The sequence below is a fragment of the Rhizobium glycinendophyticum genome, from assembly GCF_006443685.1.
GTDB classification, from domain to species: Bacteria; Pseudomonadota; Alphaproteobacteria; order Rhizobiales; family Rhizobiaceae; genus Allorhizobium; species Allorhizobium glycinendophyticum.
Genome location: NZ_VFYP01000001.1, coordinates 805,928 through 828,869, shown reverse-complemented (window position 1 = coordinate 828,869; position 22,942 = coordinate 805,928). Strand labels below are relative to the sequence as shown.

Genomic DNA, 22,942 nt, shown 5'->3' with positions numbered 1-22,942 from the left:
GCAGTCTTCCGTGAACGGCAGGCGGATCAGCCCGTCTGCCAGACCGTCCGGGGGCTTCTTGATGACATCACGCGCATTTCCGCTGGCCCTGGCCGGCGTCCTGATCACAGCCTTGACTTCTGCTGCCCATGCAGAGATGGCGATCTCGGTCTATAGCGGCTTTCAGACCGCGCCGCACAGTGACATCGATCTTTCCGACGGAACGGATTTCCGAGCCGGCTGGGAAGGACGATCTTTCGAGAGCCCACCGTATTACGGCGTGCGTGGCACCTGGTGGATGGATGGTCTGGGGAAACCGAACCTCGGCCTTTCCGTCGATTTCAGTCATGCCAAGGTCTATGCCGATGATGAGACACTCGCGTCATCCGGCTGGTCGCATTTCGAATTTTCCGATGGGCTCAACCTTCTGACGCTGAATGCGCTTTATCGCATGCCGATCGGGGGGACAAAGTTCGTGCCATATATCGGCGCTGGCGCCGGCGTGAATGTTCCGCATGTCGAAGTGACGCGCGGGTCGGGCAAGACCTTCGAGTATCAATTCGGCGGCGCAACCCTGCAAGCGCAGGCGGGCGTGGCCTATGAGTTCAGCAGGAACTGGGCCGCCTTTCTCGAATACAAGGGCAACTATTCCTGGGTCGATGTCGACATCGATTCCAGCACGACGCTGAAGACGCAGATCCTCACGAATGCGGTGAACGTGGGGGTCAGCTACAAGTTCTGAGACGGCCAGACCGGCCGCTTGATCGCGCAGAATATCGGCACATCGTGTTCAAACAGGCTATCGCCATCGACGCGGCTGCCCGACGTCAATTTCTGGACTGCGAGGCGAAAGTTGCCATCATAGCGCGGATCGCTGTCCGTCTTTCGGTTCGTCACGAGCGATATGGTGACACGATAGACCGGGGATTTAGTCGGCGAAAAGGCGTGTAGGCTGAAGCGAAGGTCTCGTCCGTCCGTCCAGTATTGACGCAGCATGTCTGAATCAAGTTCGATCCGCCGGAACTCCGGCGGTACCGCTTTCTCCATTACCGCGACCATCCCGCGGAAATGAATGAGCCTCTGCTCGTCTTTGTTGCTGAATCCGGTTTCCAGCGTCACATTCACGGCCGCGTCGGACGCGGCGCAATAGATGCGATCGGCGGCGGCGAATGCGGGCATTGTCCAGGAACAGAGTGCGAGCATCGCGATTGTCAGGTGCCTGTTACCCATAACAGCCTCCAGGATGTTTCATCCTGGGATCGTTATAACAGCAATCGCTTAATAAATCTTCAGTCGATCGCGTGAATGCTTTGCAACGCACCTGGCCTCTTGCCGCCATAGGCCCAGTCAAGCAACTCCACCGTATGGACCACGGGAATGCCGGTAGCCGAACCGATCTGAGTCATGCAGCCGATATTGCCGGCGGCAATGATATCCGGCCTCGTCGACTCGATATTCTTGACCTTACGGGCTTTCAGCCGCGCCGAGATCTCGGGTTGCATGATGTTGTAGGTGCCTGCCGAGCCGCAGCAGAGATGGCCCTCCGGCGGGTCCTTGACGGTGAAGCCCGCCGCTTTCAGCAGCAGTTTCGGCGCCATAGTCACCTTCTGGCCGTGCTGCAGGGAACAGGCGGAATGATAGGCGACCGTCATGCCCCTGGTCTCGCCTGCGGGGAGGTCGAGGGTGGAGAGATATTCTGTGATGTCTTTCGCAAGCGCCGAGACCCGGCCGGCCTTTTCGGCATAGGCGGGATCGAGGCGCAGCATGTGGCCGTAGTCCTTGATTGTTGTGCCGCAGCCCGAGGTCGTGACGATAATCGCGTCCAGACCGCCCTCTTCGATGGCGCGGGTCCAGACATCGACATTGCGACGGGCGCTGTCCAGCGCCTGCGCCTCGCGGCCCATATGATGGACCAGCGCGCCGCAGCAGCCCTCGCCCGGCGGTATAACGACCTCGACACCGAGACGGGTGAGCAGGGAAATGGCGGCTTCGTTTATCCCCGGATCGAGGACGGGCTGTGCGCAGCCGGTGAGGATGGCGACCCGGCCGCGACGGGGCGCGACGGCGGCATGGGTGGCGGGTGTGGCAAATTTCGAGGGTGGAGGGACGTTTGCCGGCGCAAGCCTCAGCATGGCGGCCATTGGCTTCAGCGCCTTCACCCGATCCAAGAGGCCGGCGAAGGGGCGCCCGAGCGCGGCGAGCTTCAGCGCGAAACGAAAGCGGTCCGGATAAGGCAGGACCATGGCCAGCATGTTGCGCGTCAGCCGGTTCATCAGCGGACGGCGATAGGTGTTTTCGATGTGGACGCGGGCATGGTCGACCAGATGCATGTAGTCGACGCCGGAGGGACAGGTCGTGGTACAGGCGAGGCAGGAAAGACAGCGGTCGATATGAGTGACGATCTGCTCGTCTGCCGGACGGCCGTTTTCCAGCATGTCCTTGATCAGGTAGATGCGGCCGCGCGGGCTGTCGAGCTCGTTGCCGAGCGTCACATAGGTCGGACAGGTGGCCGTGCAGAAGCCGCAATGCACGCATTTGCGCAGGATCGATTCCGCTTCCGCCACATGGGGATCGGCGAGCTGTTCGGCGGTAAAATTGGTCTGCACGCAGATCCTCCTCAGGCGAACTCAGGCACGGCTTACGGCCGTGTCCGTGAGGTTCAGATCCACCAGCTTTCGGGGCGGGCGATGGGTTCTCCGGCAGAAGCCTTTTGCAGGCCAATGACGCAGCGGACGACGATCCAGATGGCGACGGCAAAGATCAAGATGAAACCGATCGCCAGCAGCATCAGAATCGAAGCGATCAGCGCGTAGAGAAGTCCGATCCAGAAGGTACGGATGGCATAGGTGTAGTGGGTGTCGACCCAAGGCTCGCCCTTGCCGCGGTTCACATAAGCCATAATGAGACCGATGATACCGGTGATGCCGACGACGAAACTCACGAGATAGAGGGCGTAAACCATCTGCGCATTGAGACGGCCCGGCGAGAACCAGGTCTCCCCGGCGGGGCCGGCAGGTGGGCGGAAGTTCGGGTCGGTCATCGAGACACTCCTGATGTCATCAGTCCGGGGTTGAAGATGCCGTGCGGATCGAGTTTTCCCCTGATGCGCTCGGAGAGAAGGGCGACCGGGCGTGACTGGGGCTCGAAGGCGGGGGTCGCTGTCCGGATTTCCGGATTTGCCCGCAGCAAGGTCGCGTGCCCACCGCCCAAACTCCGGATGCCATGGCGCAGTATATCGGCTTCTGGATCGGCTTCCATGCGCATCCAGATCAGCCCGCCCTGCCAGTCATAGAAGGCGTCGACGCCGGCACGCAGACGTAAGCCCGCCACGAGTTCGTGGCCCCGCGAGGGGGCCATGGAAACACGCCAGAGCGGACGATCCGTGCTATCGGCATAGGGCGCGACATCTCGGATTTCACGCCAGAGGACTTCGGACTCGTCCGCGCCAAGACGCGTGACGGGGCCGAAGCCTGTCATGGCCGCCTCGAGCTTGTCTGCCCGAACGGCAACAGATGCGGCCAGACCCTCGAGCCGGAGCACCGTTACCGGTCCCTCGGGCAAAGTGCTGCCAAGGAAACGTCCGCGCACGCTTTCCGGCAGATGGGCTGCCCCTGAGACTTCCACCGACATCGACATGGCAGCCGCCATGGCCCGCACAGCCGTCTCGTCTTCCAGGCCGGAGATGAGGATGGTCGCGGTCGTCTTCGGCGTCGGCAGGACCTTGAAGGTGACTTCGGTGAGGAAGCCGAGCGTACCATAGGAGCCGGCGAGCAGCTTCACGAGATCGAGGCCGGTGACATTCTTCATCACCCGGCCGCCGGCCTTCACCAGTTCGCCCGTTCCGTTGACGAAGCGGATGCCGAGAAGATGGTCGCGGGCGGCACCTGCCGTGAAGCGGCGCGGACCGGAACTGTTGACGGCGAAGAGACCGCCTATGGTCGGTGTTCCCGTGGTGCCCATCACGGCGCGATGGTCCATCGGCTCGAAAGCCATGCCTTGGCCGTTCGCGGCCAATGCGGCTTCAATTTCCGCCACCGGCGTTCCGGCGCGGGCGGTCATGACCATCTCGGCCGGGTTATAGGCGGTGATGCCGGTGAGCCCCGACGACGACAGGGTTGCGGCGGCATTGACGAGATTGCCGAAGCCGGCGCGGGTGCCCCCGCCCCGGATATGGATCGGCGTGCGGATTTCCGCGTGAGCGCGGATGATGTCGGACGCTTCGGTTTCGGTGGCTGGCGTCAGCACGGGACAGCCCCCTCATCTCTCTGCACAAGCTCGCCCCCCTCTGCCCTGCCGGGCATCTCCCCCTCAAGGGGGGAGATCGGAAAGCCACAGGTACTGCGTCCTTCAGCAAAAGTTGGAAGCTGATCGTCGAGATGAATTGATGATCGTATCACCTCGAATGCTGTTTTCGCGACGGACGCGGAGGAACGAGCGGCAGCCACAACCGATCTCCCCCCTTGAGGGGGAGATGTCCGGCAGGACAGAGGGGGGTGAGCTGCGGAGAAAAAACAGATAGGAATCATCCCCTCCCCTCCAGCGGAAAGACCTTGGAGGGATTGAGGATCCAGCCCTCGTCGAAGGCGGAGCGCACGGCCATCTGCTGGGCGAGGTCGATGTCGGAGAACTGATGGCGCATGAGGTCACGCTTTTCGATGCCGACGCCGTGTTCGCCGGTCAGGCAACCGCCAGCATCGACGCAGAGTTTGAGGATCTCCATGCCGGCGGCTTCGGCCTTGGCTGCGTCTTGCGGATCGTTGATGTTGTAGAGGATCAGCGGGTGCATGTTGCCGTCGCCGGCATGGAAGACATTGGCGACGCGCAGACCGTAACGATCGACGATCTCGGCGGTCTTCTTCAGCACATCGGCAAGTTGGCTCAAGGGAACCGTGCCGTCCATGCAAATATAATCAGCGATACGGCCGGTGGCGCCGAAGGCGGATTTACGGCCTTTCCAGATGAGTGCAGCTTCAGTGGCCGACTGGCATTCGCGCACGGTCTTCACTCCATGGGTCTTGGCGATCGCGACGATCGAGGCGAGCATGGCGTCCATTTCGGCCTCGGAACCTTCGACCTCGACGATCAGCAGCGCCTCGACATCGAGCGGATAGCCTGCCTTGGCAAAGGCCTCGCAGATCTGGATGGCGGGCTTGTCCATGAATTCAATGGCGACCGGGATGATGCCGGCGCCGATGACATCGGCGACGCAGGAACCGGCTGCCTCCGCACTTTCAAAGCCAAAGAGCACGGGGCGCGCACCTTCGGGCTTCGCAAGCAGGCGCACGGTCGCTTCGGTGACGATGCCGAGCTGGCCTTCCGAGCCGCAGACGAGGCCGAGCAGGTCGTAGCCTTCGCTGTCCAGATGCTGGCCGCCGAGATCGACCACCGTGCCGTCGACCAGGACCAGCTTGACGCCGAGCAGGTTGTTGGTGGTGACACCGTATTTCAAACAGTGGGCGCCGCCGGAATTCATGCCGATATTGCCGCCGATGGTGCAGGCGAGCTGCGAGCTTGGATCGGGCGCGTAGAAAAATCCGTCGCTGCCTACGGCATCCGAGATGGCGAGGTTGGTGACGCCGGCCTGAACTGTCGCGGTGCGGTTGGCATAATCGACATCGAGGATGCGAGTCATGGCGGAGAGGCCGAGCACCACCGCATCTTCCTGCGGGATGGCGCCCCCCGACAGTGAGGTGCCGGCCCCGCGCGGGACGACTGGTATGCCGTAGCGATGGCAGTATTTCATCACTGCCGCCACCTGGGCCGTGGTTTCCGGCAGGACGACCGCCAACGGGCGGCGACGATAGGCGATGAAGCCGTCGGTTTCGAAGGGTACCAGCGCGTTGTTTTCCTCGACGAGGCGGCCTGGGGGCACGAGTTCGCGCAGATCTGCCAGGATTTCGGCGCGACGTGCCAGAACATCGGCGCGCGGCGGCAGAAAGGCTATGGCCTCGGTCATGATAACATCCCCTTCGTCGCCGGCCATGCTAACGACACACGACGCCAATCTCAACTGGTTCATTTTTCTTACCACTATGCCATTGGTAGGGCAAATGCTATGGACTTATGACCAAATCTGAAAGAGTGGCGCCTACTCATGACCAATCTCGGTGATCTTGAAGTCTTCGTCCGGGTGATCGCAGCGGGCAGCATGTCGACGGCCGCGCGTGATCTCGGCCTTTCGCCTGCCGTCGTCTCCAAACGCATCAAGCGGCTTGAGGACAAACTCGGGACCCGGCTTTTGCAGCGGACAACCCGGCAGATTTCGCTCACCGAAGCAGGTCAGGGTTTTCACGAACGGGTTCTGACCGTGCTTGCCGGGCTGGAAGAGGCAGAAGCCTTTGCGTCCGGCCGGTCGTCGGAGGTCAACGGTGTCCTGAAGATATCGGCGCCGACCTCGTTCGGTCGCATGCATATTGCGCCACACCTGAAAGCCTTCATGGACCGGCATCCGGACCTCACATTGAACCTCATTCTCTCCGACGAATTCACCGACATTGTCGGCGGCGGCTTCGATCTGGCGATCCGCATCGCGGAGCTCAACGATTCCTCGCTGGTGGCCCGGAAGCTGGCGCCGGTTCGCCGGGTTCTCTGCGCCGCCCCCGATTATCTCGCCCAACATGGCATGCCGGAGACGCTGGACGACCTGAAACGCCATCGCTGCCTGCCGGCGCACAACATGGATTCGTGGCGTTTGGAAGGGCCTAACGGACCTGTTGTGCTGCGCCCCGAAGGCATGCTGATCACCAATTCGAGCGAGGTGATCCGGGAGGCCGTGATCGCGGGTCTCGGGATTGCGCTCCGCTCGACCTGGGATATCGGCACGGAGTTGAAGAGCGGCCGCCTCGTGCAGGTCCTGCCGCAGTATGAGAGTTCGCGCAACGTGGCGCTGTCCGCCGTCTATCCAAGCCGTCAGTTCCTGCCGGCCAAGGTGCGGCTGTTCATCGATTATCTGGCAGAGTTGTATGGGCCGGTGCCCTATTGGGAGCGCTAGGGTTCAGCCTGATAGCCCGCCCGGCACCGAACTCCAGAAGCCATATTTCTTCGAATGATTGCGCCGTAGCTCTGCCAGAAAGGCGGCGTGGGTCGAGAGGCCGTGACCTTCGGGCAGGTTCGGCATGAGGCGGGCGAGCTCGCCAATGTAACGGCCCGCATGGGGATAGGCCATGCCGATGCCGCGCCTCAGGATATCCTCGACCAGAACGCGGTAGAGAAGGACGGCGGCCAGCGGCTCCTTCGCGGTGAGGGCTTCGGCTGCTGGCGCCAGGTCGTCATAGTAGCGCCCCTCCCAGTCATGCCTATGCCGCATCACATGCTCGGCGGCGAGATCGAGGCGGGGCCAGGCGAGGAAGAAGTCGAGCGCCAGATAGATGTCGTCATGCGCCTTCGCGACAGCAAAGGCGCGGTCCATTTCCTCGAATTCGGCGAAATCGTCGAGCTTCGAGAGATAGAGCCTGAGGACGGCGGGATCGAGCGTTTCGCCGAATTCGCGCCAGCGCAGTTCCTGCGCATCCTCGCGGCGCTTCAGTCGGTCGAGGATTTCGGCCTCCAGGAGGCGTCGCTCATGGGCGCCGTATTCGGGGCCGACGGAGGCCAGCACGCCGTTGACCGGAATGAGACGCACGCCGCGCGGCCGTTCGCGTACCCATTCGAGGGCATCCTCGAAGCGGCCAGCCTCGTGGAGCAGTGCGGCCACGGTCAGTGTATCGCGGCGGTTGTCGGGTTTCTGCCGTTCAAGCTTCAGGAAGTCGTCGATCTCTCCCTGATGGAGAGCAAGGGATTGCAACAGATCGAGCGCGCCGAGCTTCAGCGGTTCGCTCGGTAGCACTCCCGCGAGCATCTGTTTCCACGCGGCAGCGGCGGGTTTGCCAAGAACGGATGTCAGGGCGCGCAAGAAGCCGGTGTGTTCGCCGTAGCGGTCGCGAAGCCGAAGCTTTTCGATCTGCGGCACGAGCAGGGCCTGAGAACCTTCGTCAATCGTCTTGATCAGTTCGAGCGCCGAGAGTTCGGTATCATCGAAGACCTTCCACAGGCGGGCATTGTCCACCGCGAGGCGGGCGGAGATCGGGAAACGCAGAGCGAGGAACCGCAGGATGCGTTCAGCGGCAGCCTGTGGATCGGCGCTGCCGAGTTCCGACAGGATGTTGCGAGCAAGCGCTGCGAACTCGACCGCGAGGTCCTTGGCACGCGCCCGGTTGATGCGCGTCGCCGCCTGGTCGATCGCGTCGATGCGCCGATCGATCAGGCGGGCCATTTCGTCCGGTCCTGTTTCGCCGGCAAGCGCCGTCTGCAGTCTCGTCTTCAGCGCCTTGTTGGCGGCGGATTCCTCAAGAAGGATCTCAACCAGCTTGTCGATCCCGAGGCCCGTCAGGCCCTTCTTGTCGAGCTTGGCCTTTGCCTGCTTTGCCATTCTACCTGTCACCTGCCATTCCCCGCCGTCTTATATCGATCGACGACGGCAGGCAGCAAGGTGTGATCACGCCTCGTTCTCGTGGCTCCGGCGGATGCGGCGGACCACCCACCAGACGGCAAGCACCGCAAGCGGCACCGAGATCCCGGTGATGATGGCAGGATCGACGGGCAGGACGTCGTGCGGAATGGCTTTGGCGGCGTAGCTGACGAGGCCGACGATGTAATAGGAGATGGCGGCAACGGAGAGGCCTTCGACCGTCTGCTGCAGGCGAAGCTGCATTTCGGCGCGGCTGTTCATGGCGGCCAGCAGGTCGGAATTCTGGCGCTCCATCTCGACGTCGATCCAGGAACGGACGAGGCCGGTGGCGCGTGACAGCTTGCGCGACAGGTTGGCTTGCCGTTCCTCGATCGACTGGCATGTGCGCATGGCGGGCGCCAGGCGGCGCTCCAGGAACGAGCCCAAAGTTTCATGGCCGGGTACCGGCGTTTCGTCGAGCGTCTTGATGCGTTCGCGCACGATTCCATCATAGGCGCGGCTCGCGCCGAAACGATAGAGGCTGAGGGCGGCATTGGCTTCCAATTCCGCGGCAAGCCGGGTTATCTCGGCCAGCATTTCGTCGGCTTCCTCGCGCGCATGGGCCTTCATGCGCTGGGTGACGGCGGTCAACCCGTCCTCGATCCGGCGAATTTCGGGCGACAGGGTCTGGGCAAGCGGCAGGCCGAGCATGGCCATGGTGCGATAGGTCTCGATATCGAGCAGGCGCTGGACGACAGCCCCCCGTCCGGCCTCGGTCATGCCGCGATCAATGACGAGGATCTGGGTCAGGCCGTTTCCGTCCTGGCGGAAATCGGTGAGGACAGCCGCCTGACCGTTCTTCAATTCGCTGTAGCAGAGGCTAGCAGGATCGAAGGCATTGCGCGCTTCGGTGCTCTCAGGGCCCTCGGGTCTCAATTCGAGCCTGATACCGGAGATCAGAGGTCCGGGGGCGACGAAGCCATCGCCGAAGGGATGGATCGGCACCTCGCCGCCGAACGTGTCCGGCAGAGGCCCATCCCAGAACCAGGTCGAGAATTCCGTGTGCCGCTCCCAACGCAGCGTGCCCTGTCCCCAGGGCAGCGCCTGGTAGCGCGCCTGCTTGTCCGGCAGCGGCACGCCACGCGCGCGGGACATTTCGGCAATCGCGGCGTGGTGCACCGCAGAACCGCCATCCATCATGAAGGCGAGCTGAAAGATGACGCGGCTGGATTTCACCAGCGCATAAGGTCGAGCATGGATTTCGCCGAGCGCCAGTGCGCGCTCCGGCGCCATCGGAAATGCGAAATCACCTTTTGCCACGTCACTCGTCTCCCTTGCCCATCGTCAAGCTAGCAGTGCTACTGCCCGGGAGCAAAGGCGCAATTGTCACAGGATGTGGTCGACCCGCAGTTTTGTATGACCAAGCGTCACGACAGAAGTGGCCAAATTATTTGACCAATCTGCAGGGTGCTTGATAAGTCTCGGAGCCAAGGAGAGCCACGTGAGCGACAGTGACGAGACCCTTTTTTCCGGCGTGACACACAGCAGGACTGCGGACGAGGTGGTGCAGCAGATAGAATTGCTGATCCTCGACGGCGTGCTGCGCGACGGCGATCGGCTGCCGGGCGAGCGGGATCTGGCACAGTCCCTCGATGTGTCGAGGCCGATCCTCCGCGAGGCACTGAAGGAGCTGGAGACGCGAGGACTTCTGGTCAGCCATCATGGCGGCGGCACCTTTGTCGCAGACATTATCGGTCAGGTGTTTTCCAAACCGGTCACCGAACTCATCTCACGGCACGCGCGGGCGACACGCGACTATCTCGAATACCGGCGGGAACTCGAGGGGCTGACGGCAGAGCTTGCCGCCCAGCGCGCAACCGAGACGGACAAGGCACTTCTGGCACGGATCGTCGGAGACATGCGCCTGGCGCATGAGAGTGCAGAGCCGGAGGCAGAACTTGCCGCTGACGTCGAGTTCCACAATGCCATTGGCGAGGCTGCCCACAACATCATCCTCCTGCACACCATGAGGGCCTGTTACCGGCTGCTGTCGGAAGGCATCCTTTTCAATCGCAAGGCGGTGTTCTCGCTCCCCAGCGCCCGCGAACGGCTGCTGGAGCAGCATGTGGCGATCCAGGAGGCGATCCGGGACGGCGATCCCGTTGCAGCCAAGCAGGCGGCACAGGCCCATATAGACTTCGTGATGCAGGCTGCGGCCGAATGTGCGCGCTCAGACGAATGGGGCCGCGTTTCAAAACTGCGGCTTCTTCGACGCGAGGGCACTCAGCCGGCAACGCGCGCGACACGGCCGTCGCGAGACCCGGCTTCCGACTGAAGCCATGCGCATGGCGGCCCAACCATGATCGCCAACACTCCCGGCACCTGAGCCCCCTCACAGACCGGCCGCGTACCGGTTGAGGGCGGCAGGAACTAGGTGTTCGCACAGGTCGATTTGCGACAAATTACCCGGTCGTGAGAATTTTCATCCGATTATTCGGAACATGATTCTGGCTATCGTGTTATCTTCCCGCTTCATACGGATGAATTTTTCACAACGGGGGACCCATGGCACCGACATCGGACGCATTGGAGACACCGCGCATCGCGCTCATCTCGACCCATGGCTATGTCGCCGCCCAACCACCCCTGGGTGCGGCCGACACTGGCGGACAGGTCGTTTATGTGCTGGAGCTCGCCAAGAAGCTGGCCCAACTCGGGCACAAGGTCGACATCTATACCCGCCGCTTCGAAGACCAGCCCGAATTCGATGAAGTCGACGAAAATGTGCGGGTGATCCGCATTCCCTGCGGTGGCCCGGACTTCATTGCGAAGGAATATCTGCATCGTCACCTGGGCGAGTGGAACGAGAAGGCTCTTCGCTTCATCAAGCGTGAGGGCCTGAAGTACCTCTTCATCAACAGCCACTACTGGGATGCCGGCGTCGCCGGTCAGCGGCTGTCCGAGGCACTTCGCGTGCCGCATATCCACACGCCGCACTCCCTCGGTCTGTGGAAGAAGCGGCAGATGGAAACCGACTACCCGGAACGGGCCGACAAGTTCGAGCAGGAATTCAACTTCAAGGAACGCATCCAGCACGAGCTTATCGTCTATCGCAGCTGCCAGCTGGTGATTGCGACAACCCCCATCCAGCTCGATATGCTGACTGAAGATTATGGGCTGTCGCGCAGCCGGGTTCACATGATTCCGCCGGGTTACGACGACAACCGCTTCTATCCGGTCTCCGAGTCGTCACGACAGATGCTCCGCCAACGCTTCGGCTTCGAGGGCCGGACGATCCTGGCGCTCGGCAGGCTCGCCACTAACAAGGGCTATGACCTCCTGATCGATGGCTTTTCGGTGCTGGCCGGGCGCGTTCCGGACGCACGGCTACGGCTGGCACTGGGTGGCGAAAGTCTCGATGCGCAGGAAGAGACGATCCTTGCGCAGCTGAAGCAGCAGGTCGCTGATCTAGGACTGACTGACAGGGTGGAGTTCAGTGGCTTCGTGGCCGACGAGGATCTCTCGGACATGTATCGCGCAGCCGACCTGTTTGTGCTGTCCAGCCGCTATGAACCCTTCGGCATGACCGCAATCGAAGCGATGGCGAGCGGAACACCGACGATCGTCACCATTCATGGAGGTCTGTTTCGCGCCGTGAGCTACGGCCGGCACGCGCTCTATGCGGATCCTTTCGACAAGGAGGATCTTGGTATTACGATGATGAAACCGCTCAACCACCCGCGGCTTTACGGCCGGCTTTCCCGGATGGGTGCGCACAAGGCTCGCAGTCTCTTTACCTGGACCGGTATTGCGCAACAGCTGATCGCCCTTGTCGAGGGGCGGCCGGTGGCGCAGGCTCTGGAGGAAAGCGACTGGGCCGAACCCTGGAATGACGGCGATTGAACCCGATCCAACTCTTTTGTTCCGATCTGGATGGCACGCTCGCGGGCGACCGTGATGGCGCCCATGCCTTTGCGAGACATTGGTCGGCCCTACCCGACGACCGGCGTCCCCTGTTGGTCTACAATAGCGGCCGGCTGGTTGAAGATATCCTCGCCTTCACCGCCGAAGAAGGGCTGCCTATGGCCGACTTCATCATCGGAGGAGTCGGGACGATGCTTCATTCGGAGGCCTGGCCCCATCTTGGCGATGCCTATCGGGCGACACTGGATCGCGGATTTGACGTCGATCGTGTCGAAGCGGTGCTGGGGTCGCTGGATAACCTGTCGCGCCAGCCGGACCACTATCAGCATCCGCTGAAATCCAGCTGGTACCTCCATGATGCCGGGCAGGCAGACCTGGAAGCGATCGAGAACCGATTGCAGGTGGAGGGTCAGGAGGCGCGGTTGGTCTATTCCAGCCAACGCGATCTCGACATCATCCCCAGCGCCGCCGACAAGGGTCAAGCGCTCCGCTGGCTGTGCACAGAACTGGGGATCGGACTCTCCTTCGTGGTGGTCGCCGGCGACACCGGCAATGATCGTGCGATGTTTGAACTCGAAGGGGTGACCGGCATCCTGCCGGAAAACGCTCTGGGGGAGCTCTCCAGCCTTGCACAGGCTAGAAATGCTATCGTCCACGGCAACGGCCGAGCCGCTTGGGGCGTTCTGGATGGCCTCAGGCAATTGGGGTTACTCGATCCCGGTTGAAAGAGGACACCCCCTGCTGGCTTTGCCAGATGCGGCACTGCATGTCGCAGCGACATATTCCTGCCGAGAGATCGGCTGCTACGCCGCAGATCCAGATCATTAAGTGCTTGCCTATGACATCGATCGGCCCTCATTTAAGCAGCTGATCATGCGCTAATCACCCGAATCGAGGTGCAAATCCATTGGGAATCATCGGCCGTATCACATCCGACATCAGGCTCATGCTGCAGCGACCGCCGCGGCAGCAATTTGCTGCAATCTGTCACCGCAGGCGCAAGAAGACCAATGAACTCGAAGTGCTTGTGATCACCAGCCGTGATACGGGACGCTGGGTGATCCCCAAGGGTTGGCACATGTCCGGCAAGCAGCCGCATGCCATCGCCGAGCGGGAGGCCTATGAAGAAGCCGGCATCAAGGGCAAGGCCGAGCGCGACCCCATCGGCAGCTATGGCTACATGAAGAAGATGAACGGAGGCCTGAAGGTGCCCACACGGGTTCAGGTCTATAGCCTTCTGGTCAAGTCCATGCTCAAGGACTTTCCGGAGAAGGGAAGCCGCCGACTGGAATGGGTAAGCTGCGAGGAAGCTGCGAACCGCGTCGATGAACCGGAGCTGAAAACGCTGTTCCGTGCCTTCCCCAGCCTCTTGCAGAGCCAGGCGGAAAACCCAAAAAAATCCGCCGAGGTGGCCTGAAACGGCCCCGTCACAAAACTGTCATATTGAACCCGCTGGCCTTTGCCGTTAGTGCCTTCGGATTGATGTGAACCCGAGACATGGCCGGCGGTCGCCGACGCGTCACGTTCATCAACCGCCGTTAGACATGCAAGAACGAGGACCAGGACGGGGCCTCTTCCGGAGGCAGCCGGCCCATGGGCAAAACGACGCCAAAGCTTTTGAAGCCGACCCTGGACAAGGATCTGGGCAAAGTCGCCCATATCGAGGCCGCCTCGCAGCACGTGTCGCGCGGGTTGGCACCGCTCGGCCTCGGCCTGATCTTCGTCATCCTTGCCACAGTGGTTGCCGCCGGCGCCGCCGCAGGCAGGCCGGGCGCTGCTGTCGTAATCGCCGCTGCCGCCCTCGCCGCCTATATGGCAATGAACATTGGTGCCAATGACGTGACAAACAATGTCGGCCCGGCAGTCGGTGCCCGCGTCATGACCATGGCGACCGCCCTGTCGCTTGCCGTGGTCTTCGAGATCGCCGGTGCCATGATTGCCGGGAACGAGGTTGTCTCGACGATCTCGAGCGGCATCATTGCCCCGTCCATGACAGGGTCTTCAGACGCCTTCGTCTGGGCAATGATGGCGGCACTCCTGTCGGCCGGACTTTGGATCAATCTTGCCACGTGGATTAATGCACCGGTCTCGACCACCCATGCCGTCGTTGGCGGGGTTCTGGGCGCGGGCGTCGCTGCCGCCGGACCTACGGCGCTCAACTGGGGCATCGTCAGTGGCATTACGGCGAGCTGGATGCTTTCCCCCCTTATCGGCGGCGTCATCGCAGCGCTGGTTCTCGCCTTCATCAAGGAATTCGTCATATACCGGGAGGACAAGATCGAGTCGGCCCGCCGATGGGTGCCGATCCTTATCGCTGTGATGGTGGGCGCTTTTTTGAGCTACCTCGCCCTGAAAGGGCTCGGGCAGATTATCCCGATCAGCATGCCGATGGCGCTCGCGATCGGCCTTGTCTCTGGACTGCTCTCCTGGGCGGCTGCCGTCCCGCTCATAAGGCGACAGTCCATCGGGCTCGAAAACCGCAACCAGTCCCTGCGCAAACTGTTCCGCCTGCCGCTGATTTTCGCAGCTGCGCTCCTGTCCTTCGCGCATGGAGCAAACGACGTCGCCAATGCCATCGGTCCGCTGACGGCAATCGTTGACGCGACGGGGACTTACGGACTGCCCACCGGTGACGCACCGCACCTTTGGGTCGTGCTGATCGGCGCCTTCGGCATCTCCACTGGAATTCTGCTTTACGGCCCACGGCTCATCCGGATCGTCGGTGAAGAAATCACCAAACTCAACCCGATGCGGGCCTATAGCGTATCGCTGTCGACGGCGATCACCGTGCTTGTCGCCTCTGCGATGGGATTACCGGTGAGTTCGACCCACATTGCTGTCGGGGCCGTCTTCGGCGTCGGCTTCTTTCGCGAATGGTACACGCGTAATTCCACGCGCAGGGTCGAGTATATGCGCGCCAAGGCGGAGCGCTGGGAGGTTGAGCCGAAACCCGAGCGGAACCCGGAAGAGCTGCGCCGTCGCTATCTCGTCCGGCGATCGCATTTCATGACAATCGTCGCCGCCTGGGTCATTACCGTTCCGTTCTCTGCAGGGCTTGCAGCGATCATCTATTGGATTATGTCTCAGCTCGTTGGCTGATGACAGGAGCGATTTTTCCGATGCGTGCGAACTACAAGATGCAGCGGCTTCATGTCATGCCGGATCTCGCGGCCGGGCAGGCGATCGAAGCGACAGCCGAGCAGTTCAACTATCTCGCTCACGTGCTGCGCTATGATGAGGGCGCTGAGCTGCTGCTGTTCAACGGCCGTCACGGCGAGTGGCGGGCAACCGTCAGCTTTCCCACGCGCAAACGCATCCTGCTGACCCCCGTCGAGGAGACGCGACCGCAGCCTGGGGATAGCGACCTGCATTTCCTCTTTGCCCCGCTGAAGGTCGGCCGGATGGATTATCTGGTGCAGAAGGCCGTGGAAATGGGTGCCGGTGTTTTGCAGCCGGTGATGACCCAGCACGTTCAAGGCAAGATCGGCAGCGTCGAGCGGCTGCAGGCGAATGCCGTCGAGGCAGCAGAGCAATGCGGGATCCTCGCTATTCCCAGCGTGACAGAGCCGGTGAAGTTGCGTGATCTTCTAGACCGTTGGCCGCCTGAGCGGCGGATCATCTATTGCGACGAGGACAGCTCGACCCAAAATCCTCTCCCGGCCCTCTCCCGGATCGAGGAAAAGTCGCTTGCGCTTCTGGTGGGGCCGGAAGGCGGGTTTTCGGACGAGGAGCGTCGACTCTTGCGCTCCCTGCCCTTCGTGACGGCCATCCCTCTGGGGCCACGAATCCTCAGGGCCGACACCGCCGCCGTGGCCGCGATGGCTGTAGTGCAGGCCGCCATCGGCGACTGGCGCTAGCTTTGCCCCCCTTCGCTTGTTCCAGTTTTTTGAGCCGTGCTTGAGAGAATTTCACTTGCGCGGCATATAAATCCGGTTCAATCAGCCTGTCGGATGGGCCTCCCGTGCCCAGCGACGATGCCTCAACAAGGTTTCATTCATGGCCCGTGACACCACCGACCAGACCCCCCTCGGCACAATCGACGATATGGCAGCCTATATGGATGCCGGGTCCAAGCCGAAGGAGCAATTCCGGATCGGAACGGAGCATGAGAAGTTCGCCTTCTTCCGCGCCGACAACAGCCCGGTCCCCTATTTCGGCGATGCCAGCATCTCTGCGCTCTTAAAGGGCATGCAGGGCAAGCTCGGCTGGGAACCGATCATGGACGGCGAGAACATCATCGGGCTTGGCGAACAGCATGGGATGGGTGCGATTTCCATCGAGCCGGGCGGCCAGTTTGAGCTTTCAGGCGCGCCGGTCGAGACGCTGCATCAGACCTGCAAGGAATCCAACCAGCATCTGGCCGTCTTGCGCGAGATTGCCGAGCCGATGGGCATCCGCTTCCTCGGGCTCGGTGGCAGTCCGAAATGGACGCTGGCCGAGACGCCGCGGATGCCGAAGTCGCGTTACGACATCATGACTCGTTACATGCCGAAGGTCGGCACCAAGGGCCTGGACATGATGTACCGGACCTGCACCATTCAGGTGAACCTCGATTTCTCATCAGAAGCCGACATGCGGCAGAAGATGCGAGTTTCGATGAAGCTGCAGTCGCTGGCGACGGCGCTCTTCGCCTCCTCGCCGTTCACCGAAGGCAAGCCGAACGGACTCTTGTCCTGGCGCGGAGACATCTGGCGCGACACCGACAACCAGCGTGCCGGCGTGCTGCCCTTCACCTTGAACACGGATTTCTCCTTCGGTGACTATGTGCGTTGGGCGATCGACGCACCGATGTATTTCGTCACCCGCGACGGCCGCTACCATGACTGCACGCACATTACCTTCCGGCAGTTCATGGAAGGCGCCCTGAAGGGCGAGATTGCTGATTGGCAACCGCAACTGGGCGACTGGACGAACCACCTGTCGACCCTTTTCCCCGATGTGCGGCTGAAGCGTTTCCTAGAAATGCGTGGCGCTGATGGCGGCCCTTGGCGGCGGATCTGTGCCCTGCCTGCCTTCTGGGTCGGCCTGCTCTATGACGATGCGGCGCTTGCTGCCGCCGACGTTGCGACCGCAGAGTGGACGGTCGAAGACGTGATTGCAATGCGCGATGCTGTGCCCGCGCAAGGCCTGAAGGCAAGTATCGCCGGCCGGCCACTGCTCGAAGTTGCCCGCGAAATGGTCGGCATCTCGCGCCAGGGCCTCAAGGCGAGAGCCCGGCTGAACGGCGACGGCCAGGATGAAAGCATCTTCCTCAACACGCTGGACGAGGTGCTCGCCAAGGGCACGACACTGGCCGACGATCTGCTCGGTCTCTATCACGGGCGCTGGAACGGCTCCGTCGATCCGGTCTTCGACGAATACCAGTACTGACGCATCCCCTTATCCCGCAGATAAGCCACCCTGGGCAAAACGGTAGAAACCGGTTTGCCCAGGGTTTTTTCCGTCTATAGTGCTTTACACATTCGCACATATTCGGGGAGAAGGCGTCCATGCTGCCATTGTTCGACATGATGCTTCAGGCACAGAACGGCAACGCGATGGACGCCATGGCGCGGCAGTTCGGGCTGGCCCAGGAACAGGCGGCGAAGGCCATGGCCGCGCTGACGCCGGCATTCGCCTCCGGCTTCAAGCGCAATACGGCAAACCCTTACGATTTCTCGGCCCTGCTCTCCGCGATGAGCTCCGGCAATTATGCCAGATACTTCGAGGACATGAGTTCCGCCTTTACGCCGCAGGGCATCGCCGATGGCAACCAGGTTTTGCAGCAGCTCTTCGGCTCCAAGGAAGTTTCCCGCGCGATTGCCGCGCAGGCGGCCCAACTCACCGGCATTGGTCAGGACATCCTCAAGCAGATGATGCCTGCCATGGCCGATACGATGATGGGTGGTCTATTCAAGCAGGCAACCGGCCAGTTCGGTGGCGCCAATGCCTTCACGGCCTCGCCTATGGCTGCGATGATGCAGCAATGGCTTGAGAGCACCGGACTGCAGCCGAAACCGCAGCCCCAGGCCGACACGATGTTCGACAATCCCTTTACCCGCGCCTTCCAGGATATGATGGGCGGATCGAAGAAGCCGGAACCGCAGGCCCAGGCGAACCCCTTCCTGGCGAATCCTTTTGCCAAGGCTTTCCAGGACATGGCCGCCGCCTATACGGGCCAGGCATCCGCTGCGGCGGAGGCTGCGAAGCCCGAAGCCACCAAGTCACCGGACAAGGACTTGAAGGAAGGTCTGTCGGCAATGATCAACACCATGTTCGACAGCGGGCTCGAGGTGCAGAAGAGCTACCAGAAGAGCATGGAGCAGATCTTCGACACCTATCTGACATCCTCCAAGGGCGAGACAGCGGCAGACAACGAGCCGCAGGCACCGAAAGGCTGACGCGCCGTCTCCAGCCACGTTCATCTTCAAATGCAAACGGCGCGGTTACCCGCGCCGTTCTCATTAGGAAATAGCGTGAGCCTTCAGAACTCTTCCCAATCCGAACCCGACTTGGTGTCCTTCGCCTGACTGAGCTTGGCACCCAGTCCCACGGAAATCTTGTCCATCAGCGAGCGGGCCGGCGAGGCGACCGAACGGCTGCCGGCTTCAGCAGGAGCAACCCGGGGTTTGGCTGCGGGACGAACCGGGGCGGCTGGCGCGGCCGGCTGAGCCGAACCAGAGGTCGGCGTGCGTGAGAAACCGGTGTCGCGCTGATCGGCAAAGCGGTTCTGCACAGAGGCGGAGCCTGCTTCGACGGTAAACTGGCCAACGAGCGAGGAGAGCATTTCGGCATCGCGTGTCAGACCAGCCATCTCAGCGTTGGTCTGCTCCGCAGCCCGAGCATTGTGCTGGGTCACATCCTCCATCCGGCCGACGGCGGCGTTGATTTCGTTGAGGCTTGCAGACTGCTGCTTGGAGGTGGAGGCGATCGAATGGATATGATCGCCAATCTGGACGACCTGACCGGCGATGGCCGACAGAACCGAGCCGGTCTGGCGCACGAGGCCGACGCCGTTCGCGACTTCCTCGCCCGACTTGGTGATGAGGGCTTTGATGTCCTTGGCGGCGGTTGCCGATCGCTGGGCGAGTTCGCGGACTTCCTGGGCAACGACCGCAAAGCCCTTGCCGGCTTCACCGGCACGGGCCGCTTCGACGCCAGCATTGAGGGCGAGCAGGTTGGTCTGGAAGGCGATTTCGTCGATCACGTTGATGATCTTCGAGATTTCGCTCGACGCATTTTCAATGCGCTGCATGGCATCGACCGCACCACCGACGATTTCGCCGGACTTGTCCGAATTGCTACGTGCCTCGAGCGCGAGACGGGACGCATTCTCCGCACGCTCAGACGAATGACGGATCGCATCCATGATCTGGCGGATGGCGGCCGAGGTTTCGACAAGGGCAGCGGCCTGCTGCTCGGTTCGGTGACTGAGATCGGCCGTCGAAGAACTGACGGCGCTGCTCTTGCGGTTGATCTCGGCGACATTGCCGTGAACGGCAGAAACCGTGCCGGACAGGCGTTCCAGCGACGCATTGAAATCGAGACGCAGCCGGTCGAGATTGCCGGTCAGCGGCTTCTGGATGGTGGCGGTCAGGTCGCCGTTCGCCAGACGCTGCAGAGCGGAGCCGAGCACGTCGATCGCTTCCGTCAGCTCGGCCTGGGCCGTTGCCCGTTCGGCCTCGCGCTGTCGGCGCTCGGTCTCGGTTGCGGCGCGACGCGTTTCGTTTTCGCTCTCAAGATCGCGCTTGTCGATTTCGGCCCGGCGGAACACGGCGACCGAGCGAACCATGTCGCCGATTTCGTCGGAGCGCTCGAGGCCCTTGAGGTCGATATTCGTGTCCCCATTGGCAAGGCGCCCCATGGAGCCGACGAGTTCGGAAATCGGCCGAGTGAGCGAGCGTGAGAAGACAACGCCAACCAATGAGCCGGCCAGGATCAGGACGATGCCGAAACCCACGGACTTGAGGCCGGCGGAGACAACCTGTGCCCAGACTTCCTCTTCGCCGATCAAAGCGATGACGGACCAGCGAACGTCGCCGAACTGCAGCGGCACGATGGCTGCGAAACTGCTCATGCCACGATAGCCTTCGATCGTACCACTGGCGTCGCCGGAGGACTGGGCGGCCTGCAGCATTGGCGAGTGGATGCTCACCTTCAAGGTGTCGTCGTCCGGCGTGCGCGTGCTGTCGGAGACCAGAAATCCGGCGCTATCGACGAGGACCGTCTCGCCTGATTTGCCGAGGCCTCGGGTGTTGGAGAAGATGGCATTGATCTGGTCGTTGGGGAGCTGATAGGCGAGAACGCCGACCTTTCGGTCATTCATGATGATCGGAACAGCCACGAAAGATGCCGGCGCGCCGGAAGACGGCGCGTAGGATTCGAAGTCGGAGTTGGCAAAGACATTCGGGTCGTCGCTCTGGATGACCTTCTGGAAGACCTTGGCCAGGCCGGTATCCTTGTAGGGACCGGTTTTCAGGTTGGTGCCGAAATCCGTTTCCTTCATGACCGTGTAGACGACGTTGCCATCTGCATCGATCAGGAAGATATCGTAATAGCCCTGCGCTTCCTTGTGCTTCAGGAATGTCGTGTGTCCCTGGCGATGGGCGCGGTCGTAATTGTCCTTCTTGGCGCTTTCCAGCTTGAACTTTTCACCGACCGGGTTCGGGTTCTCGTCGATGTATCGGCGGTGCAGTTCCGTGGCCGGATCGTCGCCGAGCTTGGCCCATGCGCCGGTGATGCCGAACAGCGCCTGCTGCGTCATCATGTTGGCGGCCGTCTGCTGCGCATCGAGGCGAATACCGTCGAGGAAGCGCCGAACTTCGTTGCGGCGCCCGTCCGCCGTGGCCTCCAGCTTCTCAAAAACCTGCTGGTCCAGGATACGGCTCTGCTGCACCAAACCGATCGCAACGGATGCACTCAGGATGACGAAGGCGAAGAGAGCTGCGGCGACAGGCAGTTTTGTCGAAATGCGCATGAAAGATCCCCATCAGAAGTAGCGCGATCAAGCCACTTCATCGCTGACACAAGGCCGTTAGCAAGTCGTTACTTGCCGGCCCCATTCCTTTCGCATTTCACAACAGCCACCGTTATTTTAGCGTTTACAAAAAAGCCCGGTCCGGAAAATTTCCGAAACCGGGCAAAGAGCAGGGCTATTGGCTGTCACCCTGCGGGGATGGGAATTGTGTCAGTCTGCCCTGCGGCCGCGCAGTGCGAGTTCTGCCCGGCGGCGGGCAAGGCGGGCCAGTTGCTGCGAAGGATCGTCAGCTATGCCGGTCTCCTTGAGCGCCTTGTTGACGTCGGAGCGGCTGAGGCCAACATCATTGAGCAGGCGGTCGTCGAGATCGGTGAGGCTGTTCGCAGAAAGACGATTGCGCAGCGCCGTCACCCGGTTTCGAAGCCACACGAGCACTCCATGAGAATGCGCAACGCGCGCGTTCAAAGGCAGAGCGAGGTCGAGGTCGAGGGTCCGATGGGTCGTGCGCATGGCGTTCATCCTTTTGACAGGCACGAAGAGACATGCCCCGATCGCTTGCGCGACGAGGCGATGGGGCTGGAGTGGAACGATTGGCCTTGCATGGCCGGGGCGGAATGCAGCCTCAGGATGTCGAATGGATATTGATCAGTCCAACGAATGTTTCTAATGATAATCATCAACCTCTCTGATGGGTAAGTTTCATGTCGGCTCCACTTGATATCGACCAATTGCAGACGTTCATCGCCATCGTGGATACAGGCAGCTTTACCAAGGCTGCCGGCCGCGTCTTCAAGACGCAATCGGCCGTCTCCATGCAGATGCGGAGGCTGGAGGAACGTGTTGGCAAACAGTTGTTCATCAAGGACGGTCGCGGCAACCGTTTGACGGCGGATGGAGACAAGCTGCTGAATTATGCGCGGCGGATCATTCGGCTGAACTCGGAGGCGATCGCCGCCTTCGACGACAATCGTCTGGAAGGCACGCTCCGCATCGGCACTCCGGATGATTATGCAGATCGCTACATGCCGGAGATCATCGGACGTTTTGCGAAGACGCATCCGAATGTCGAACTTTATATCGTCTGCGAACCATCGGTGGATCTGGCCGAGAAGATGGGCCGAGGGGAACTCGACATCGCGCTCGTGACCCATAACCCGCTGCTGCGCCAGTCGGACGTGGTGCGGACCGAGCCGCTCTGCTGGGTGGGCTCTGCCAACCACCCCCTCAAGGACGATGCGCCGGTGCCGCTTGCGGTCGGGCGACGGGATTGTCAGTGGCGGCAACTCGCCTGCTCCGCGCTCGATGCGGATGGCCGGGATTACCAGGTGCTGTTCACGAGCTGGTCCTCGACAGTTGTCGCAGCCGCCGTGCTGGCGGGCATGGCGGTATCGATCCTGCCGGAATCGGCGCTGAGGACAGGCATGAAGGTGCTGACCGCCAATGACGGTTTCCCGCCCTTGCCACCGGTTCAAATCGGCTTGATGAAGCGGCCCGGTTTCTCGGTGTCACTGCTCAACGCGATCACCGACCACATCACAGCCTGCCTCGACAACATCACGCCCGCTCAGGTTGACGATGACATGGATGGCGAGACGAAGACTTATTCGCGGCATTACCCGCGGCTGAAGGCGGGGAACATGATCCCCGGCTGGTAACTG

At 61.7% G+C, this 22,942-nt stretch carries 20 protein-coding genes; 11 read left to right on the top strand and 9 right to left on the bottom strand.

All coding sequences use genetic code 11. The features are described 5' to 3' along the window. The first annotated feature begins 61 nt into the window (after positions 1 to 61). The gene (locus FJQ55_RS03955; RefSeq protein WP_140826399.1) at positions 62 to 721 is read left to right on the top strand and encodes an outer membrane protein; all 660 of its coding nucleotides are present in this window, start codon (positions 62 to 64) and stop codon (positions 719 to 721) included. Here FJQ55_RS03955 and FJQ55_RS03950 read toward each other — a convergent pair. The 5 genes from FJQ55_RS03950 to FJQ55_RS03925 all read right to left on the bottom strand — a co-directional run bounded on the left by FJQ55_RS03950 (position 709) and on the right by FJQ55_RS03925 (position 5,935). Then, positions 709 to 1,209, bottom strand: a complete 501-nt coding sequence (locus tag FJQ55_RS03950) for a hypothetical protein (RefSeq protein WP_140826398.1) — start codon at positions 1,207 to 1,209, stop codon at positions 709 to 711. The two genes, FJQ55_RS03955 and FJQ55_RS03950, sit on opposite strands and share 13 nt — an antisense overlap. A gap of 59 nt (positions 1,210 to 1,268) precedes the next feature. Continuing rightward, entirely contained in the window at positions 1,269 to 2,585 is a 1,317-nt protein-coding gene (gene glcF / locus FJQ55_RS03945) for a glycolate oxidase subunit GlcF (RefSeq protein WP_140826397.1), read from the bottom strand. Between the two features lie 53 nt (positions 2,586 to 2,638). After that, on the bottom strand, positions 2,639 to 3,019 hold the full coding sequence (locus tag FJQ55_RS03940; RefSeq protein ID WP_140826396.1) for a DUF4870 family protein: 381 nt from the start codon (positions 3,017 to 3,019) through the stop codon (positions 2,639 to 2,641). Further along, complete coding sequence (locus FJQ55_RS03935) at positions 3,016 to 4,224, bottom strand: FAD-binding protein (protein WP_140826395.1); 1,209 nt, start codon at positions 4,222 to 4,224, stop codon at positions 3,016 to 3,018. The genes FJQ55_RS03940 and FJQ55_RS03935 overlap by 4 nt, the downstream gene beginning before the upstream one ends. 277 nt (positions 4,225 to 4,501) lie before the next feature. Continuing rightward, positions 4,502 to 5,935, bottom strand: a complete 1,434-nt coding sequence (locus FJQ55_RS03925; protein ID WP_140826393.1) for an FAD-linked oxidase C-terminal domain-containing protein — start codon at positions 5,933 to 5,935, stop codon at positions 4,502 to 4,504. 138 nt (positions 5,936 to 6,073) lie between these two features. Here FJQ55_RS03925 and FJQ55_RS03920 point away from each other — a divergent pair, with 138 nt between their 5' ends. Further along, positions 6,074 to 6,970 carry a LysR family transcriptional regulator gene (locus tag FJQ55_RS03920; protein ID WP_140826392.1) on the top strand — a complete coding sequence of 299 codons (897 nt, stop codon included), beginning with the start codon at positions 6,074 to 6,076 and terminating at the stop codon, positions 6,968 to 6,970. 3 nt (positions 6,971 to 6,973) lie between these two features. On the opposite strand, the gene FJQ55_RS03915 is transcribed toward FJQ55_RS03920, so the two are convergent. After that, complete coding sequence (locus tag FJQ55_RS03915) at positions 6,974 to 8,386, bottom strand: DUF6880 family protein (RefSeq protein ID WP_140826391.1); 1,413 nt, start codon at positions 8,384 to 8,386, stop codon at positions 6,974 to 6,976. A 66-nt stretch (positions 8,387 to 8,452) separates the two neighbouring features. Continuing rightward, entirely contained in the window at positions 8,453 to 9,724 is a 1,272-nt protein-coding gene (locus FJQ55_RS03910) for a DUF3422 family protein (RefSeq protein ID WP_140826390.1), read from the bottom strand. A gap of 181 nt (positions 9,725 to 9,905) precedes the next feature. On the opposite strand from FJQ55_RS03910, the gene FJQ55_RS03905 reads away from it, so the two are divergent. The 8 genes from FJQ55_RS03905 (at position 9,906) to FJQ55_RS03870 (ending at position 18,708) form a co-directional block, all read left to right on the top strand. Continuing rightward, positions 9,906 to 10,739 (top strand): FadR/GntR family transcriptional regulator, encoded by an 834-nt coding sequence (locus tag FJQ55_RS03905; protein WP_140826389.1) that lies wholly within the window; start codon positions 9,906 to 9,908, stop codon positions 10,737 to 10,739. A gap of 230 nt (positions 10,740 to 10,969) precedes the next feature. Next, positions 10,970 to 12,307: a glycosyltransferase family 4 protein gene (locus tag FJQ55_RS03900; RefSeq protein ID WP_140826388.1), complete on the top strand. Its 1,338-nt coding sequence runs from the start codon at positions 10,970 to 10,972 to the stop codon at positions 12,305 to 12,307. Then, entirely contained in the window at positions 12,304 to 13,053 is a 750-nt protein-coding gene (locus FJQ55_RS03895; RefSeq protein ID WP_140826387.1) for an HAD-IIB family hydrolase, read from the top strand. Before FJQ55_RS03900 ends, FJQ55_RS03895 begins: the two co-directional genes overlap by 4 nt. Before the next feature lie 182 nt (positions 13,054 to 13,235). Continuing rightward, positions 13,236 to 13,745 (top strand): NUDIX hydrolase, encoded by a 510-nt coding sequence (locus tag FJQ55_RS03890; RefSeq protein WP_208758177.1) that lies wholly within the window; start codon positions 13,236 to 13,238, stop codon positions 13,743 to 13,745. A 176-nt stretch (positions 13,746 to 13,921) separates the two neighbouring features. Continuing rightward, on the top strand, positions 13,922 to 15,427 hold the full coding sequence (locus FJQ55_RS03885; protein WP_140826386.1) for an inorganic phosphate transporter: 1,506 nt from the start codon (positions 13,922 to 13,924) through the stop codon (positions 15,425 to 15,427). A 20-nt stretch (positions 15,428 to 15,447) separates the two neighbouring features. Continuing rightward, positions 15,448 to 16,185: a 16S rRNA (uracil(1498)-N(3))-methyltransferase gene (locus tag FJQ55_RS03880; protein WP_140826385.1), complete on the top strand. Its 738-nt coding sequence runs from the start codon at positions 15,448 to 15,450 to the stop codon at positions 16,183 to 16,185. 139 nt (positions 16,186 to 16,324) lie between these two features. Further along, positions 16,325 to 17,698 carry a glutamate--cysteine ligase gene (locus FJQ55_RS03875; RefSeq protein ID WP_140826384.1) on the top strand — a complete coding sequence of 458 codons (1,374 nt, stop codon included), beginning with the start codon at positions 16,325 to 16,327 and terminating at the stop codon, positions 17,696 to 17,698. A 119-nt stretch (positions 17,699 to 17,817) separates the two neighbouring features. Next, on the top strand, positions 17,818 to 18,708 hold the full coding sequence (locus tag FJQ55_RS03870; protein WP_140826383.1) for a DUF937 domain-containing protein: 891 nt from the start codon (positions 17,818 to 17,820) through the stop codon (positions 18,706 to 18,708). A gap of 83 nt (positions 18,709 to 18,791) precedes the next feature. Here FJQ55_RS03870 and FJQ55_RS03865 read toward each other — a convergent pair whose 3' ends face one another. Together FJQ55_RS03865 and FJQ55_RS03860 are read right to left on the bottom strand one after the other, a co-directional pair. Continuing rightward, the gene (locus FJQ55_RS03865; protein ID WP_140826382.1) at positions 18,792 to 21,284 is read right to left on the bottom strand and encodes a methyl-accepting chemotaxis protein; all 2,493 of its coding nucleotides are present in this window, start codon (positions 21,282 to 21,284) and stop codon (positions 18,792 to 18,794) included. A gap of 210 nt (positions 21,285 to 21,494) precedes the next feature. Beyond that, complete coding sequence (locus tag FJQ55_RS03860; protein WP_140826381.1) at positions 21,495 to 21,794, bottom strand: YjiS-like domain-containing protein; 300 nt, start codon at positions 21,792 to 21,794, stop codon at positions 21,495 to 21,497. A gap of 191 nt (positions 21,795 to 21,985) precedes the next feature. Between FJQ55_RS03860 and FJQ55_RS03855 the strand changes: the two genes are divergently transcribed. Then, the gene (locus FJQ55_RS03855; RefSeq protein WP_140826380.1) at positions 21,986 to 22,939 is read left to right on the top strand and encodes a LysR substrate-binding domain-containing protein; all 954 of its coding nucleotides are present in this window, start codon (positions 21,986 to 21,988) and stop codon (positions 22,937 to 22,939) included. Positions 22,940 to 22,942: the final 3 nt, after the last annotated feature.

What these genes read in the sequence shown, in the direction of transcription:
- FJQ55_RS03955 (WP_140826399.1), top strand. Translation starts at nt 62, where the DNA reads ATGACATCACGCGCATTTCCGCTGGCCCTGGCCGGCGTCCTGATCACA.
- FJQ55_RS03950 (WP_140826398.1), bottom strand. Translation starts at nt 1,209, where the DNA reads ATGGGTAACAGGCACCTGACAATCGCGATGCTCGCACTCTGTTCCTGG.
- FJQ55_RS03940 (WP_140826396.1), bottom strand. Translation starts at nt 3,019, where the DNA reads ATGACCGACCCGAACTTCCGCCCACCTGCCGGCCCCGCCGGGGAGACC.
- FJQ55_RS03925 (WP_140826393.1), bottom strand. Translation starts at nt 5,935, where the DNA reads ATGACCGAGGCCATAGCCTTTCTGCCGCCGCGCGCCGATGTTCTGGCA.
- FJQ55_RS03920 (WP_140826392.1), top strand. Translation starts at nt 6,074, where the DNA reads ATGACCAATCTCGGTGATCTTGAAGTCTTCGTCCGGGTGATCGCAGCG.
- FJQ55_RS03915 (WP_140826391.1), bottom strand. Translation starts at nt 8,386, where the DNA reads ATGGCAAAGCAGGCAAAGGCCAAGCTCGACAAGAAGGGCCTGACGGGC.
- FJQ55_RS03900 (WP_140826388.1), top strand. Translation starts at nt 10,970, where the DNA reads ATGGCACCGACATCGGACGCATTGGAGACACCGCGCATCGCGCTCATC.
- FJQ55_RS03885 (WP_140826386.1), top strand. Translation starts at nt 13,922, where the DNA reads ATGGGCAAAACGACGCCAAAGCTTTTGAAGCCGACCCTGGACAAGGAT.
- FJQ55_RS03880 (WP_140826385.1), top strand. Translation starts at nt 15,448, where the DNA reads ATGCGTGCGAACTACAAGATGCAGCGGCTTCATGTCATGCCGGATCTC.
- FJQ55_RS03875 (WP_140826384.1), top strand. Translation starts at nt 16,325, where the DNA reads ATGGCCCGTGACACCACCGACCAGACCCCCCTCGGCACAATCGACGAT.
- FJQ55_RS03870 (WP_140826383.1), top strand. Translation starts at nt 17,818, where the DNA reads ATGCTGCCATTGTTCGACATGATGCTTCAGGCACAGAACGGCAACGCG.
- FJQ55_RS03865 (WP_140826382.1), bottom strand. Translation starts at nt 21,284, where the DNA reads ATGCGCATTTCGACAAAACTGCCTGTCGCCGCAGCTCTCTTCGCCTTC.
- FJQ55_RS03860 (WP_140826381.1), bottom strand. Translation starts at nt 21,794, where the DNA reads ATGCGCACGACCCATCGGACCCTCGACCTCGACCTCGCTCTGCCTTTG.
- FJQ55_RS03855 (WP_140826380.1), top strand. Translation starts at nt 21,986, where the DNA reads ATGTCGGCTCCACTTGATATCGACCAATTGCAGACGTTCATCGCCATC.